Annotated in this window: 13 protein-coding genes; 4 read left to right on the top strand and 9 right to left on the bottom strand. The window is 45.8% G+C overall.

Features of this window, described 5'->3' with window-relative positions; all coding sequences use genetic code 11:
- The first annotated feature begins 17 nt into the window (after window positions 1-17).
- Window positions 18-533, top strand: coding sequence for an FKBP-type peptidyl-prolyl cis-trans isomerase (locus IE117_RS21015; RefSeq protein WP_189566805.1), 516 nt, complete (start codon window positions 18-20; stop codon window positions 531-533).
- Window positions 534-601: 68 nt separating this feature from the next.
- Here the strand turns inward: IE117_RS21015 and IE117_RS21010 are convergent, their stop codons facing one another.
- Window positions 602-1,090, bottom strand: coding sequence for a deoxycytidylate deaminase (locus IE117_RS21010; RefSeq protein WP_189566803.1), 489 nt, complete (start codon window positions 1,088-1,090; stop codon window positions 602-604).
- 25 nt (window positions 1,091-1,115) lie between these two features.
- On the opposite strand from IE117_RS21010, the gene IE117_RS21005 reads away from it, so the two are divergent.
- Window positions 1,116-2,255 (top strand): DUF922 domain-containing protein, encoded by a 1,140-nt coding sequence (locus IE117_RS21005; protein WP_189566800.1) that lies wholly within the window; start codon window positions 1,116-1,118, stop codon window positions 2,253-2,255.
- Here IE117_RS21005 and IE117_RS21000 read toward each other — a convergent pair whose 3' ends face one another.
- From IE117_RS21000 to IE117_RS20980, 5 genes are all read right to left on the bottom strand, one after another.
- Window positions 2,256-3,587, bottom strand: a complete 1,332-nt coding sequence (locus IE117_RS21000; protein ID WP_189566798.1) for an ABC1 kinase family protein — start codon at window positions 3,585-3,587, stop codon at window positions 2,256-2,258.
- Window positions 3,584-4,231 (bottom strand): TetR family transcriptional regulator C-terminal domain-containing protein, encoded by a 648-nt coding sequence (locus tag IE117_RS20995; protein ID WP_189566796.1) that lies wholly within the window; start codon window positions 4,229-4,231, stop codon window positions 3,584-3,586. The genes IE117_RS21000 and IE117_RS20995 overlap by 4 nt, the downstream gene beginning before the upstream one ends.
- 63 nt (window positions 4,232-4,294) lie before the next feature.
- Window positions 4,295-6,358 (bottom strand): ComEC/Rec2 family competence protein, encoded by a 2,064-nt coding sequence (locus tag IE117_RS20990; RefSeq protein ID WP_189566794.1) that lies wholly within the window; start codon window positions 6,356-6,358, stop codon window positions 4,295-4,297.
- Between the two features lie 4 nt (window positions 6,359-6,362).
- Entirely contained in the window at window positions 6,363-7,685 is a 1,323-nt protein-coding gene (locus tag IE117_RS20985; protein WP_189566792.1) for a M43 family zinc metalloprotease, read from the bottom strand.
- Window positions 7,666-8,628: a PhoH family protein gene (locus IE117_RS20980; protein ID WP_189566790.1), complete on the bottom strand. Its 963-nt coding sequence runs from the start codon at window positions 8,626-8,628 to the stop codon at window positions 7,666-7,668. The genes IE117_RS20985 and IE117_RS20980 overlap by 20 nt, the downstream gene beginning before the upstream one ends.
- 229 nt (window positions 8,629-8,857) lie before the next feature.
- Between IE117_RS20980 and dnaB the strand changes: the two genes are divergently transcribed.
- Window positions 8,858-10,468 (top strand): replicative DNA helicase, encoded by a 1,611-nt coding sequence (gene dnaB / locus IE117_RS20975; protein WP_189566788.1) that lies wholly within the window; start codon window positions 8,858-8,860, stop codon window positions 10,466-10,468.
- A 69-nt stretch (window positions 10,469-10,537) separates the two neighbouring features.
- On the opposite strand, the gene rlmD is transcribed toward dnaB, so the two are convergent.
- Window positions 10,538-11,938: a 23S rRNA (uracil(1939)-C(5))-methyltransferase RlmD gene (gene rlmD / locus IE117_RS20970; protein ID WP_189566786.1), complete on the bottom strand. Its 1,401-nt coding sequence runs from the start codon at window positions 11,936-11,938 to the stop codon at window positions 10,538-10,540.
- Between the two features lie 26 nt (window positions 11,939-11,964).
- Between rlmD and IE117_RS20965 the strand changes: the two genes are divergently transcribed.
- The gene (locus tag IE117_RS20965) at window positions 11,965-14,178 is read left to right on the top strand and encodes a T9SS type B sorting domain-containing protein (RefSeq protein WP_189566784.1); all 2,214 of its coding nucleotides are present in this window, start codon (window positions 11,965-11,967) and stop codon (window positions 14,176-14,178) included.
- 66 nt (window positions 14,179-14,244) lie between these two features.
- Here the strand turns inward: IE117_RS20965 and IE117_RS20960 are convergent, their stop codons facing one another.
- Complete coding sequence (locus tag IE117_RS20960) at window positions 14,245-14,709, bottom strand: CHRD domain-containing protein (RefSeq protein WP_189566782.1); 465 nt, start codon at window positions 14,707-14,709, stop codon at window positions 14,245-14,247.
- Between the two features lie 138 nt (window positions 14,710-14,847).
- On the bottom strand, window positions 14,848-15,576 hold the full coding sequence (locus tag IE117_RS20955) for a hypothetical protein (RefSeq protein WP_189566780.1): 729 nt from the start codon (window positions 15,574-15,576) through the stop codon (window positions 14,848-14,850).
- Between the last annotated feature and the right edge of the window lie 137 nt (window positions 15,577-15,713).

Genomic DNA, 15,713 nt, shown 5'->3' with positions numbered 1-15,713 from the left:
TTTCTCAAAACTACCAAATGAATATTGAAAAAAATAAAGTTGTAAGCCTTAGCTATAATCTGAGTCTTCCTGACGCGGACAACACGATGTCGGTTGTCGAGATCGTCAACGCCGAAGATCCACTGCTGTTTATTTTCGGCATGAGTGGCTTACCGGAAAAATTTGAAGAACAACTCAATGGCCTTACTATAGGTGACACTTTTGACTTCACGATCGACCCGGAAGAGGGCTATGGCGATTATGACGATGAAGCGGTGGTAGAGCTGGCTAAGTCGCTTTTCGAGGCCGAAGGTGTCGATCTGGAAGAAATGCTTCAGCCCGGCCACATTATCCCCATGACCAACGAAGAGGGTGAAACCCTGCAAGGCATGGTCATCGATGTGGACGACGATTCGGTAATGATGGACTTCAACCACCCCTTGGCCGGAAAATCGATGCGTTTTGAGGGTGCAGTCCTTGACATCCGTGAAGCTACCGAAACGGAGCTGGAACACGGGCATGTGCATGGTGCTGACGGAGAGATGGAACACTAACGATGGTGTGGAGTTGGGTCGTTTGGCTAATTATAGAAAAAGATAAACGACTCAACTTTACAATCCCATCACAACACTGCTCCACCAGCCCCCACACCATATTGCTCAACCTCCACCCCAAAAGTTTTAAGGAATTCGGCACCTTCCTCTACGCCAATTCCTTTGTAGGCTGCATAGGAGTCTAAGAATATCACTTTGCTGATTTTCATGGTATAAATCACACGAGCGCATGAAATGCATGGGGCAAGTGTTACGTAAAGTGTCGAGCCTTCAATTTTCGAGCCGTTCTTAACTGCATAAAGAATAGCGTTTTGTTCGGCGTGCAGCGCCAACGAACAACTTCCCTTTGAATCACGAGGGCATCCTGTTAGAGGAAATTCTTCGTCGCAATTGTGGGTCTCAGCTGGGGGGCCATTGTATCCAATTGAGATAATACGGGTGTCGCGCGCCAATACAGCACCCACCTGCGCCTTGATGCAGTGTGACCTTTTCGCTAAATTTATAGCCAATTCCATGTAGATGTCATCAAAATTCGGCTTGGGATTCGTTATAGGCATAGTCGTTCATCGCTCTGATATGTTTATGCAAGTTATAGAAAGCTTTTCCAACTGCCCAAACAAGCCATTTTTTAAGGTACTTTCCTGGATAACCATCCCTTCCCTTTTGCTGGTTAGTATTCTGGTTTTGAGTCCATGTATCGGATCGGGACAGGATTTATCCTTCAAAAAAGAAAGAATCCCTCTGAAACACGGAAAATCATACTACCTATTGGCAGTCTCTGACAAGCGCGCAAACAAGCCCAACCAATTGGGCAACATATTCGTCTATGGCAAGTCCGTCCCCCTGGCGTTGAGCCAATCGTTGGAAAAATCACTATTCGATCACTGGGACTATTCCCTAAAAACAAAGGAAGAGGATAGCTTACCACTGGAAATACAGTTGGACGAAGTTTCGGTAAGTGAGCGCAAGGTTGCCCCCAATAAAATCGCCGGAGAAATGAAAGTGAAAATCACTTTCCGCTGGACACGTAACAAAGTACCCCTTTTTCTAACGGGTTACTCATCCGGAAGTACCTACACGCGCCCTGAATCCACGTATGATCACGAAGCCTTACTGAGGCGCTTGCTGGATGGAGCCATCCGGCAGTTCGATCAATGGTATGGATTGAATGACAAGAAAAACCCACAACTGGCCCGCGGCCTCAAACTGGTTCTGAAAGATGAACCACCATCCGATCAAGCCGACACAGTGTTCTACCACCCCGATAAAAAATTGACCTGGTTGGATTTTCAGGGCAAATCCAACCGGCCAGGAAGTAAGTATGCTGCCGCGGTATTTTCCAGTATGTCGTACGAAGGAAATTCCAGAATGGCAGACAACTACCTGCAGGCAACCATTTCGTTGAAGGTTTTCATGGTGCGAAGCATGTCGTGGGGGCGCGAGGAGGCCCGCAACACCTATACCTTGGCCCACGAGCAGACCCACTTCGACATTACTCGTATTATTGCCGAACGTTTTAAAGAACGGTTAAAAAAAGTGGATCTGACCATCGAAGATTACGATAGCCAAATCCAATATGAATTTTTGGAAGCATTCCGGGAAATGAACACTGAACAGGAAAAGTACGACGCTGAAACACGACACGGACTCAACACAACCACTCAGGCGGCGTGGAGCCGGAAAGTTCAGGAGGAAATTTCGCGAATATACCAGGGAAGCTGATCAGGCAGGTTGAGCAGCTTTGTTGCTCACGAGCCAGGCAGGTTTATGGGTCACCACCTTTGCTTTCAGTTCATTGAGCATAGAGTACAGACCGAAATACGTTCGATTGATGTACAGTCCATGCTGCGACCCCCGGGCTACCTTTGAGTTCTTGAGTTCTTCAACCTTTGCTAGTTCGTCGGCAAACTTATAAACTGAATCAAAATAGGTTTCGTCTCCAAAGTCGAACTCATCGACGGCGAAGGGCTTTCCGAGCAGCCCGATCATTGTTTTAAAGAGGTCAGAAAACATTCGCTTGTCAGCCGAAGTATCAGATTCAACCAAAAATTCCAGGTTGTAGAAAATCTCTTCAGTTCGGGCTTCATCCTCCACAGTGTCGGGATTGATAAGCGCGAAGTAGTTATCGTAGAAAAAATCAGGAATAACTTTCACACAGCCAAAATCAATTACGCCCATGGTACCGTCGGCACGCATCAGGAAATTGCCGGGGTGAGGGTCGGCATGAACCTGCCGCAACTGGTGAACCTGAAAATCGTAAAAATCCCAGAGTGATTGCCCAATCTGATTCCGGATTTCCTGGGACGGGTTCGTCAATAAAAAATCCTTCATGTGTTTGCCATCCAGCCAGTCCATGGTCAAAATTCGACTGGCCGAGAGTTCGGCGTAGTACCGGGGAAATAGGAGATTCGGAATGTTGGCGCACGCCTCCGATATTTCGATCGAGCGTTTCAGTTCCAAATCGTAATCGGTTTCTTCCAGTAATTTTGACTCGACTTCACCCATGTACCGCTCGATGTCATTCTCATTCAAACCAAAAAGCCGGACAGCCATCGGTTTAACCATTTTCAGGTCTGAGCTTATACTATTGGCTACACCCGGATATTGAATCTTCACAGCGAGTTTTTTGCCGTCTTTGGTTGCCAGGTGCACCTGACCAATAGAAGCGGCATTGACGGCAGACATCTCAAAAGTGTCGAAAAGCTCGCCCGGCGTCTTTCCAAAGTAATTCTTGAACGTCTTAACTACCAATGGCCCTGATAAGGGAGGAGCGGAATATTGTGACATTTGGAACCGGTCCACATAGGCCCGTGGCAGCACGTTGCGGTCCATGCTCAGCATTTGAGCCACTTTCAGGGCCGACCCTTTGAGCTCGCTGAGCGAATCATATATATCCGTGGCATTATCGGTGTGAAGTTCGTCCTTGGTAGTACTTGAATCTACAAACTTCTTGACATTGTATTTCAGATAGTTGCCACCAATTTTAACGCCCGTTTTTACAAACTTCGTAGCACGGGCAACCTTTGAGGTCGGAATGGATTGTTGTTCTTTCACGATTTGCGGTTTTGATAAACGAATTTGGCCAAATCCAACACGGAATCCACCACAGATTTTCCCATCAGGTCAAACGAAGTATTGACTGACTTCTCAATGGCAGTATCTGTACTTTCAAAGCCGCGGCTAAGGTCTGTCACCCAAAAATCAAGTATGTAAAGCAGTTGCATCCACAAACCGTCCACGTAACGGTCAGAAACTACCGGTCTCGTTACAATTTCGCGGCTCTCACGGCCTTCCATCATCAATTCGGTGGCGAAGTTGTAGAAGCCATCCTTAAAAGGTTGCAACGGACCAGTGTATCTTGCCACAGGCTGCCGTAGTTTATGGTAGCTCTGCACAACGAAACTGCGGTCTTTTTTCAAAACCTCAATCCAGGTATAATAGAAGGCAAGCAATTTCTCACGCACTGAGTACTGATCGTAAGCAGCATCAGCATGGAGCGAGAGCAATGTTTGGCGTAGGTAATCAAGCCAGGCATCGGATTCGATGGCCTCAAAGCTATTGTAGTATTCGTAGAATTCTGCCTCAGGCATTTTCAGCTTCTTGGCAAAAAAGTATACCGATGGCGGTTGGGTGCCATTTTCCAGTACGTACTGTTTATACGCCTTTTGGATTTTTTCTTTTTTATCTTCTTGATCCATATACCACTAATAACCCCTGATAGCGTAAAAGGTTTGCCTTGAACCAATAAATTAATTTTCACATTACCTAAGCTCAACCGCCCCGATTTCAGCCAAGTCTATTGTGCGGTTGCGAGCTTCGCTCAAGACCATTTTCCATTGGTTTTTGGTTTTGTATCCTAATTCCTGGCTGAGAATAAAGGTAGTTTGGGGAGAATTCTCTAACCTTGCCCCATTGGGGTATTTTCTAGAACGGACGATCGAAAAGCTGCTGCCTTCAAATAAACCACCTTTCGAATCAATGCCCAATGAATTGCTTTTCCAACTGATGAGCGAAGGAGCGTTCAAAGATTTATCGGGCAAATCCACGTATTCTATTCTCCTTATGCCCTGGTAGTTCAGATAATTTTTAATGTGAAAGTCAAAATTTATTGAATCAAATTTAAATTCCGGATCAGCAATGACATAAGCCATCTGCCCATTCTTAACTGAAAGTACAGTGTGCCTTGGCACACTATGAATGACCATTTGTGTGGTAGCGTAGGTTACCGACAATCGCGCTGTGGCGTAGCTAAAGAACACAACACAACATAGAGCAACTGCCTTCAGCCAATCCAATTCTCTGTTCACCAATACCCTATATACAAAAATCATTAAAATAACGAGCAGAGCAACCTCGACAGCATCAAGATTAAGGTTTGTCATTAAATACTTGGGTAGTTTTTGAGGAACCTGAACGACAGCATTCAGGGCCTGAGCGATGCCATCCGTTAGATAGGCCAAAATATCGGTGAGAAATTGAAAATGCAACAGGCTGATTAACAGCAAAACTACTGCTCCGTAAATGAGTAAGGTTGTGAGTCCAATGACGAACGGATTGAGGAACAAAAAATAGGTAGGGAATTGGTGGAAATAGTAAATGCTGAGTGGAAAGGTAAACACCTGCGCAGAAAGGCTGACCAAGGTGATTTGCCATAACCACCGGGCTGGCAAAATTTCCGTTTCAACATAATTCTTGAACATGGGATAAAATAAGATGATACCCAATACCGCTGCGTAAGACAACTGGAAACCCACGGAAAACAGGGACAATGGGTCCAACAATAAAATGAGAAACGCTGAAATCGCCAGGGTATTGACACTGTGATTTTGCCGGGTAAAAGTTTGGGAAAGGGCAAAGATTACACACATCAAAGATGCCCTGATAACGGAAGGCGAAAGCCCGGTAATAACCGCATAAGTACCTAGAAGAAGTACAATGCACAGTAAGTAAATCCATTTTCCCCGTTTCCCTCTTTTCAACCGCGAAAGGATCCAGGAAACCATTAAGAAAAATACACCGACGTGCAATCCGGATACCGCCAGCACGTGAACTGCGCCCGCGCTGATATAAGAATTCAACAAATCAGGCCCCAACTCATCCCGCCGTCCCAGGATCATTGCTTTCAGCAATCCATAAGAATCAGGAGATTTCAATTGGGATTTAAAAATCCCATCTACCTTCTGAGAGATTGTTAATGCCCAGTTGGATGCGGGCATCACACTATCAGATTGTATTATCCGGTAGGTGTCTTTGGGTAGATATACCGTCCAGGCAATCCCCTTGCGCTCAAGGTACTTGCGGTAGTCAAACTCGTCAGGATTCAGTGGCGTGGGTGGACGGTTAGGAACGCGAGATTTTATCACCAGGTTATCTCCTGCCCTTGGTAAAATAGTCGCCGAGTCTGGAAACGATACCAGGATCTGGACATTCACTTTTCTCCAACCAGTACCTGAACGAACAGCCTTTACTTCGGCATCATAGCGGACTGAAGCCCTGCGTTTCTGACCTAAGGATTTTATTTCCAGCAGATAGTCATCAAATTCCAGATTGGCCAGGGAATCGACCTCCTTCTGAAACGCTTCATGCTTTCGCCCGGCTACAAATACACCGAGCATAAAAATGCCGATCATCAATAGAAGAGACTGCAGCTTCGGCATTTTTCTGAGCAAAATTGCTCCCACCAATGTGGGGATAAGCCCTACCCAAAAAATAAGGAGTGAAAAGCTTTGGACATTTAACCCAATCTTATCACTCCCGATTTCAACCGCTAAAATTCCCGCAATCAATAAAATAACGTATCGAAGGAAAGGTTGAGTTGTAAACATACTGTCATTTAACAAGGAAGCGTTGCGTGACTGTTTCCATTTCTGTTGCGACACGGAATAGGTACATCCCGGGCGGAAGCAGACTCACATCTAACTGCAGCCTTCGACTATACACATTTCGAAAACTGTCGGATGCCAAAGTATGGCCATTCAAGTCGAAAATTGTGTAGGTAAAGTTCTGAAAATCAAGAAAACGCACATTGATTGTGAGATCCGATACGGCGGGGTTTGGATATATTTCAACCGTCAGATTATTTGCCGGATCGAGTCTCCCTTCCTTGCCAAACTCTACCATTCGGGCGCGACGGGGACTTAAAGCAAGCACGGCCCTCATCCGGCCAACCTGATCTTTGGTGAAAACATTCATACAGGAATCAGGAGAGTAATCGAGGTAGTTCTCAATCATGTTACGGGTACGAACACCATTGCAATTAGAAAATTTCTCCTGACAAACGGTAGTTTGGTTTGGCCCTTCTATGGTCGGAGTGTCTGCACAGTAATCGGTACCACAATTGGTATCCCCCCATGTGTGGATGAGCCCCAACCAGTGCGCCACTTCGTGAGTGGTGGTACGCCCAAGGTTATAAATCCTGCTGGTAATGGCGCCCGTTTTCTTGCCAAAATAACGGTAATCAATAATTACACCATCAGTCAATTCATTGGCTTCATTCGCCGTATCCAATCCTTCCACCTTGTCGGTGGCGGGAAATTGGGCAAGCCCCAGGTAGCTATTCGTCAGACGGCACGTCCAGATATTCAGGTACTTGTCGGAAGGCCAATAGGCAATATTGGCAAGTAACAAATCATCCGAAAAAGGGTTAAAACTGGTTTTGGTCGTGTACCGGTGCCGGGTAATTCCCGAGGTGAATCGTCCATCTGGATCATAATCTGCCAGATAAAACTGGATCATCGCCGAGGCTCCCACTGGATTGGTGTTGTAGCCCAATGTATTCGGAAGTCGGTTATAGTCTTCATTAAGCACCTCAATCTGCGATCGGATTTGCTCCTCTGAAATATTGGGGTTGTTCAGCCCGCCTATGGAATTTTCATCCTGATCGTGAATGACATGTACCACCACTGGGATGCGGATAATGTCATCAGCGGTAGTTCGCAGGTTTTTGTGCTCCTGCACATAATCCTGAATCAACTTTTCCATCTGAACCCGCTTTTTCAACCATTGAGGATTTGACCCGGATTTTAACTGGTCGCGTTCTACGCTGGCGCAGCGGTTCAAATTTGCTTCGGGTACCTGAGCATTCACTACCCAGAGCGCACTAAAATAAAAAAGTAGAGCGACTAGCGCCGCCCTACTGTTCGTGTTTTTCATAAGCTGCCAAAATATCCTTCACCAACCGATGTCGTACTACATCAGTCCCGTCTAACTCCACGAAGGCAATCCCCTTGATCCCTTCCAGCACACGAAGCGATTCAATTAATCCAGACTTGTGATTTCTGGGTAAATCGACCTGAGATTTATCACCCGTGATTATCGCCTTGGAGCTTGGCCCCATCCGCGTCAGGAACATTTTCATTTGCATGGGGGTGGTGTTTTGCGCCTCATCCAGCAGAATGAACGCATTGTTAAGGGTCCGGCCCCGCATATAAGCCAAAGGAGCAATTTCCACAATACGGTTATCCTGGTAGAATTTCAGCTTCTCCGGCGCTATCATGTCATCCAGTGCATCGTAAATTGGACGCAGGTATGGATCAATTTTTTCGGTCAGATCGCCGGGTAAAAAACCCAGGTTTTCTCCGGCTTCAACGGCTGGTCGTGTAATGATTATTTTCTTGACTTCGCGATTTTTCAGCGCCCTGACAGCCATCGCCACGGCCGTGTAGGTTTTTCCGGTACCGGCAGGCCCGACCGCGAACACCAGGTCGTGACTGTTGGCCGCTTCCACCAATTTTTTCTGATTAAGCGTTTTGGCTTTAACGACTACGCCCTTATTGCCATAGATGATAACATCGGGGTCATCCTGTTCCTTGGAATTTTTTGTGGGCTTGGTGCTGATACTCAAATGCCCATTGAGATACCGCACAACGTTGTCGTTGGTGACCCGACCATATTTTTGATAATGAGCCAACAGGGAATCCAGTACGTCGGTGATTTTGACAATCTCAGGGGCGGTACCCTGAATTCTGATTTCGTTACCGCGAGAAAGGATTTTGCTTTCCGGGAAAGCGGCCGCCACCTCGCGGATGTTGGAATTGTGAACGCCCAGGAAGTCAACGAGCGACACATCGTCAAGGGTAATTACTTTTTCTACCAAACGGATGATATTTAATGGATGGATGAATTCAGGAGAAAATTTAGGGATAAAATTCCGAATCGCCGAAAGTTTGATGCCCAATTTTCTGGAAATATTTAAATCTACCAACGTTAAATAAATATCCTGGGTTCAACCCCTTAATAATCAAGGAAGGGTAGTGAGTATTAAAAAAATACTTCATCCTACCTCTTTTCATCCTCCTGCGCAATTCGTAATATTGTGTTCATCTATGGATACCGATCGCCCCTTCAATTTCCTGAAAAACCAGAGCAACTCTGCCCCAGCTGCCCGCCGTACCAATCGACTGCTTGGTAGTGACCAGGGTAATGCCAGCATGGGCAAACTACCCCCGCAGGCTACCGACATGGAGGAAGCCGTGCTGGGAGCATTAATGATAGAGAAGGACGCGCTTTCTACCGTAGCTGACATTCTTAAGCCTGATAGTTTTTACAAAGAATCCCACCAAAGGATTTACAGCGCTATCATCAATCTGTTCGTCAATTCCGAACCAATCGATCTGCTCACCGTTACTTCCAAACTGCGGAGCACTGGTGAATTGGACCTGATCGGCGGGGCGGCCTTCATTACCGAGCTTACATCGAAGGTCAATTCGGCGGCCAACATTGAGTACCATGCCCGGATCATTTCTCAGGCATCCATTAAGCGTGAGCTGATTGCCATTTCATCCGAAATTCAGAAGGAAGCTTTTGAAGATACTACTGACGTCTTCAAATTGCTGGATAAAACTGAACAAGCATTATTCCAGATTTCGGAGTCGAATATCAAGAAAAACTATGCCGATATGGGTGCGCTCATGCGGCAAGCCCTTGAAGAGCTCGATCAAAAGAAGAATAACCAGGATGGGCTCACTGGTGTACCCTCCGGCTTCACTAGTCTTGACCGGCTTACATCCGGCTGGCAGAAGACTGAATTGACAATTCTGGCCGCCCGGCCTGGTATGGGAAAAACCGCCTTTGTGGTTTCGGCCCTCCGGAACGCCGCTGTGGAGTTCCAAAAGCCGGTGGCCATTTTCTCTTTGGAAATGTCCTCAGTTCAGCTGGTCAATCGTCTGATCTCGGCCGAAGCAGAAATCGACAGTGAGAAAATACGGAAAGGTAATCTTGCTCCGCATGAATGGGCTCAGATTCACCACCGTATCAGTGGGCTAACCAATGCGCCAATATATATTGATGACACCCCTGCCCTTTCCATTCTCGAACTGCGGGCTAAATGCCGGCGCTTGAAGGCACAACACGACATTGAGATGATCGTGATTGACTACCTGCAATTGATGACCGGAGACAGCAGTGGTAAAGCGGGTGGCAATAGGGAACAGGAAATTGCCTCTATCTCCCGTTCCTTAAAAAATCTGGCAAAGGAACTTGACGTACCGGTTATCGCGCTTTCGCAGTTAAGTAGAGCTGTTGAAACGCGGGGCGGTGAAAAGCGTCCGCAACTATCAGATCTTCGTGAATCGGGATCAATTGAGCAAGATGCGGATATGGTACTGTTCCTCTACCGTCCGGAATACTACGGAATCACTGCGGATGATACCGGAAACTCTGTTGCCGGCATAGGCGAAGTGATTATCGCCAAGAACAGAGGTGGTTCACTTGACACTGTTCAGCTGCGATTTGTTGGCAAATACACGAAGTTTATGGACCTGGACTCCTTTTATGCCCCTTCTCCAACTCCCGCCGACCGTCCGCTCCCCCCGGCTTCTTCAAATCCGATTGCATCTTTTGAAAGCAATCAATCCAGCCCGGCCGTATTCAAGAGTAAAGCGAACGATCGTTCCAATTTTGAATTCAAGGGGCCAGGCGAAGAGCCGCCATTTTGATTTGGTAGCGTGATGAAATTGGCTGCGCTTTTGTATGGATCTCGTTTAGTTTCCTGAGATTTTATTTAATTATTGCCTCTTCACCAGCAAAGCGACATTCTCGACGTGGTGTGTATGGGGGAACATGTCTACGGGTTGTGCTTTGACGACCTTGTATTTATTCGACAATAATTCAAGGTCCCTGGCCTGAGTGGCGGTGTTGCAGCTCACGTATACGATCCGATCTGGCTCAGCTGTGAGAATCGTTCCGATTACTGAAGGGTCCATTCCAGCACGTGGAGGATCAGTAATAATTACGTCGGGTTTGCCGTGCTTGGCTATGAAATCAGCATTAAGTACTTTTTTCATGTCACCAGCAAAAAACTTTGTGTTGTGAATTCCGTTCAGGTCGGAATTTTTCCGGGCGTCCGCTACCGCCTCCTCTACAAACTCCACCCCGATGACTTTCTTGGCATTCCTGGCGACGAAATTTGCGATTGTACCTGTTCCTGTATACAAATCGAATACAGTTTCGGAGCCGGTAAGTTCAGCGTAATTGCGAGCGATTTTGTATAGTTCGTATGCCTGCTGAGAATTGGTTTGATAAAAGGACTTAGGCCCTACCAAAAACGTTAGACCTTCCATTGTTTCACGGATATACTGATCCCCAAAGTAGTGATGCACATCCTGATCCTGGTAAGAGTCATTGCCCTTTTGATTGATGATGTAATGCAAGGAAGTGATATTCGGAAATTCTGTTTTCAAGAATTGCATCACTTCTTCAATAACCTCTTCCTGCGGCTCTGCAAACTGGACGATCACAAGCACATCCCCCGTGTTAGATGTTCGGATGATCACGTTTCGCATCATCCCTTCATTTGTCTTGATATTGTAGAATACATACCCTTTCTTTTCAGAGAAATGGTAGAGCGCATTCCGGATAGCATTGGAAGGATCAGGCTGCAAATGGCATTTCTCAACCTGAAATATCCTGTCAAAACGTTTTGGAACGTGATACCCCAAAGCATTGCGAGAAAACTCCTCACCAGAATTCATGTCGTCGGTGGTGAGCCATCGATAATTTGAAAAAGTATATTCAAGTTTATTCCGGTAGTATCGCTGAATTTCGGCGGCCACTATGGGTTCGTACTCAACCTCTTTTATTTTCCCAATGCGTTCGAAATGGTCACGAACTTGTTTCTGCTTGAAATTCAGCTGTTCTGAATAATCGATATGCTGCCACCGACAGCCGCCACATACATCAAAATGCTGGCAAAATGGTTCAGCACGCAATTCTGAGAAAGAGTGGAATTTCGTAACGATGGCTTCACCCATCTTTTTCTTACGACGCACCACCTCAATGTCCACTACATCGCCCGGGGCTACATGTCCCTGGATAAAAATGACGCCGTCTTCTGATTTATATATACACTTGCCTTCAGCCGCGAAATCAGTAATTGTAATATTTTCGTACCTTTTGTTGGTAGGCATGGATAAGAGTTTATGAAATATTCGAAATGAGAAAAAATCTATTCACCTTAACATTGTTGATTTTTTCTTCTTTTTATGCCACGGCTTCTCATATAGTAGGTGGGGAGCTGGTTTTCATTACCCTGTCCAATGGGTCCGCTTCCCACCGCATCGGTCTGAATCTTTATTTCGACGAACTTAACGGCATTCCGCAAGCCGAAGACCCGGGCGCAACATTATACATATTTAGAAAATCGGACAATCAGAGGATCGGTTCCGTTCAAGCCCCAAAAGTAGGGCGAAAAAACATAACCTACGCCAATCCGCAATGCGGTACTTCAGGATTGCGCACTCTGTTAATTTCTTACCTGGTTGATGTTTTCCTCAATCCTATGGATTACAGTGCGCCGGATGGATATTACATTGTTTGGGATAGATGCTGCCGCAACAGCGTGATCGACAATATCAAAAATCCCGGCGACGTAGGTAGTCTATTTTCAGTATTTTTTCCTCCATTACTCAAAAATGGTACTCGATTTATTGACTCTGTCCCTGAATTCAGTGAGATTCAGGGTGATTATGCCTGTCTCAATGCCGATTATTATTTAGATTTCAGCGCTTCTGATGCTGATGGCGACAGTCTGGCCTATTCGCTCACGACTCCCGTAACTGGATTCAGCAACCGCGCCCTTCCCAGCCCACTTGCTGGCGGATCCAGCAACTACCCGGTCGTTTCTTGGACTGATGGAATTTCACTCGCCAATGTCATTCCCGGTTCAAGACCATTGCGGATCGATGCACAGACAGGCCGTTTATCATTTACAGCCTCGCGGCTGGGGCTTTACGTTTTCTCTGTTACTGTGACGGAATACCGTTCCGGCCAAAAGATCGGTTCTGTCTCCCGTGATTTTCAGATCAAGGTCATCGACTGCTTTGAAGCATTACCGCCAAAGATACTGGCATTTGAAAACTCTCGGAAAGAAAACCTCGGAAACAACAGCGTTTTGCGATTGTCCAGAACAGACTCGGCCTGTTTCACCATTAAAGTAACGGATCCTAATTTTAACCAACTCGTTAAAATAAAAGGACGTGCAGTAAACAGCGCTCGGAGAGATTTTTATTTCTTACCAGCCGAATTCCGTACCCAAAAGAGCAACGACACCCTGACTTTTCAATTCTGCCTTGATGCTTGTTTTGAAACGGACGATAACCGCCCTGTAAAAATAGAACTCATTGCCGAGGACGAGAGCTGCCCGGTCCCTCTAACCGACACCCTTACTATTTTAATTTACCGAGAAAAAGCACCTAATGCTGCACCGGTTATTAACTCCTCACTATCATCAGTATATGTCGATGCGCTGCCAGATCAACCGTTAACTTTTGATGTATTTGGAAAAGATATCGATCTAGATAGTATTGTTCTCTCGGCATCGGGCAGAGGTTTTGAGCTGACTGAGTACGGCTTTGTTTTTCCTCCCAAATCAGGACGAGATACAGTCTCGCAGAAATTATCGTGGAAGCCTCCGTGTACGTTAAATGTAGCGGACACAATAGCAGTTGATTTTAAACTAACTGACCTGCGCTGTGAGGCCAATTCAAAATCATCAGTTCTGACCGTGTACTTTATCGTACAAGATGCCAAAAACAATGCACCCCGTGTTCGAACAACTGCCCAAACTGATACGATCACCATCCAGTTGGATGCAATTAATCCCTTGTCAATACTATTTGAAGTGATTGCCAGTGACCCTGACACAGCTCAGCTTTCTCTTTTTGGATTGGGGCGGGGTTTTTCCTTGGCTGAGGCGAAAATGGACTTTTTTAACAGGATTGGGAGCAGGGAGATCACAAGTACCTTCTCCTGGACACCGGACTGTTCACTATTACAGGGTAAATCAGAGATGCTTTTTGCCGTCGACTTTATTAGTGAAGACAAAAGCTGTTTGGCGGCGCGTGATTCGTCAACCGTTTTCTTATTAATCAGGGATAATTTAAACGACGCTGCCCTGGATTTGCCGAATGTCATTACACCCAATCAGGATGGTAAAAATGATTGCTTCATTGGCGCTGATCTCCCTACTGACAACTGTATCCAGCGTTTTGAGGAGGTAACCATTTTTAACCGCTGGGGAACGCGTGTTTATTTAAGCCGCGACAGGAATTTTACCTGGTGCCCGGTAGATGCCCCAGCGGGCACCTACTTCTACCAGGTCAAGTACTCTATCAACGCTTACAAAGGCACTATTTCCCTACTAAAATAAGCGGGTTGCCGATTAAGAGATCGGCAACCCGCTTATTTTCTCAATTGAGTGCATGATCCTAAATGATCAAGGCTCATTAATCGGGACGGGTAACACCTGGCCTCTGATTTCACCGGCAGGGTACTGAGCTGTGTGCAGATTGATATAAAGATTGCCTAACCGCAAAAGCGTCTCCAATTCGTTGTCAAGCTGCATTGAGCCAGTAATGGGTGACGTGCCTACATTGTTGAATGGAATCACGACTGGTCCGGTTTCCCATGCTGGCTGAGCCTTATGAATATGCCCGGCAGTTGGAACCAGTCCTTGGTAAGTAACATTATAGGTCAGCATTCTGGTAGTTTTATTGTATTCAAGCGATGCTGAGCCTTGTGCAGACGATGTACTGCGAGGTACTGTATTCTGGCTGTTAATCGTAGCCTGATACTTTACAATATCATCTTGGTCTGGACCTTCTATTTCACATGATTGCATACCAACTGTTGCCAAGGCTGCAATCACTAATACGGTAAATTTTTTCAATGACTTTTGCATAAAATGAATTTGTTAAAAAAAGGCTGAAACATGTTCCAATATTCTTTCAAAATCGTGCCAGACCGGTATTAAAACCAAATTGGGCTGCCGCGATTGTTCACAAATTTAGGGTAAAAACATCAAACAAAATACGCGAATCTAAATAATCCAGATGTCGCTATCACGCACGAAGACGATGTTTCCTTTCCAAATCACTCTTTTCCAATGGTCCCGGCTTCCAATGATGGTTAATTTATGTCCCCTCCCAACAATTTCTACCACCGGTGATGCCGCAGATGGGAACGCCCTAATATGCACTAATTTTCCTTTGAGCACACCGGATTCATAATTGGCCGGTACATTGAGAAGCGCGAGCAGTGCGAGTAAGTAGGCTACCGCTGTCCATTTGTGTCTTTTCTGAATTCTTTCCTTTCTTAGTACTTTGATAAACATCACTGCCACCACATATATCCCCAAAGTAAGAAGCAGTATTGGTATGTACCCTCCGTATCGACGGTAGAATATCAAAAAGTAGCTTAAATCGTTAAATTCATAGCCCGATAGGTTTTGTTGAGTCGCCAGTTGGCTCATTTTTTCAAGTAGTGTCCTGCTTGGCTGTTTCATTGCCAAAACGCTCAGATAATATAAGCTCCGGGCAGGATTGTTGGCCTGCTCAGCCAAAAATGACAGCTTCAATAACAGGTTTGGATTAAATTTTTTACCTTTTTGATAGAAGGATTGATATAGTCGATCTGCCTCGGCAAAACGCCCTATAGAAAACAGAGAATCAGCGGTGTGCAAATTTGACGTGGCCCCGTAAGACCAGTGATTATCGGCCAAAGTGGCTAGTCCGATCATCAGAAAAACAAGGCAATTGTTGCGTAGCATTTGCATAATAAAGGCAAGAACTCTAATTTTGCATCGCAATTACGGGAAAGGCCCGCTCCTCTCCAACAAATTGTTTAATTCCGATTCTGTAGCTCAGCTGGTAGAGCAATACACTTTTAATGTATGGGTCCTGGGTT

Origin of the sequence: Persicitalea jodogahamensis (assembly GCF_014651615.1) — a bacterium.
Lineage (GTDB): Bacteria > Bacteroidota > Bacteroidia > Cytophagales > Spirosomataceae > Persicitalea > Persicitalea jodogahamensis.
This window is presented reverse-complemented; position numbering and strand designations above follow the sequence as displayed.